This is a genomic window from Flammeovirga sp. AWQ4_249, from assembly GCF_056161045.1.
Genome location: NZ_JBSWYJ010000140.1, coordinates 1 through 288 on the forward strand (window position 1 = coordinate 1; position 288 = coordinate 288).

Genomic DNA, 288 nt, shown 5'->3' on the forward strand with positions numbered 1-288 from the left:
AATATTGAAAATGGGATGTTAGCTCAGTTGGTTTAGAGCACCTGCCTTACAAGCAGGGGGTCATTGGTTCGAATCCAATACGTCCCACCAAGTTTACTTTACGAAGTGAAATTGGGGTGTTAGCTCAGTTGGTTTAGAGCACCTGCCTTACAAGCAGGGGGTCACTGGTTCGAATCCAGTACGCCCCACAAATTTGAAATATTGAAAATGGGATGTTAGCTCAGTTGGTTTAGAGCACCTGCCTTACAAGCAGGGGGTCATTGGTTCGAATCCAATACGTCCCACCAA

3 tRNA genes are annotated in these 288 nt (G+C 45.8%); all 3 read left to right on the forward strand.

From position 1 onward, the window contains the following. Nucleotides 1-12: 12 nt before the first annotated feature. The 3 genes from ACXAHM_RS26420 (at nucleotide 13) to ACXAHM_RS26430 (ending at nucleotide 287) form a co-directional block, all read left to right on the forward strand. Nucleotides 13-90: transfer RNA gene (locus tag ACXAHM_RS26420), tRNA-Val, on the forward strand. 23 nt (nucleotides 91-113) lie between these two features. Beyond that, nucleotides 114-188: transfer RNA gene (locus ACXAHM_RS26425), tRNA-Val, on the forward strand. Nucleotides 189-209: 21 nt separating this feature from the next. Then, a tRNA-Val gene (locus tag ACXAHM_RS26430) sits at nucleotides 210-287 on the forward strand. The last annotated feature ends 1 nt before the right edge of the window (nucleotide 288 follow it).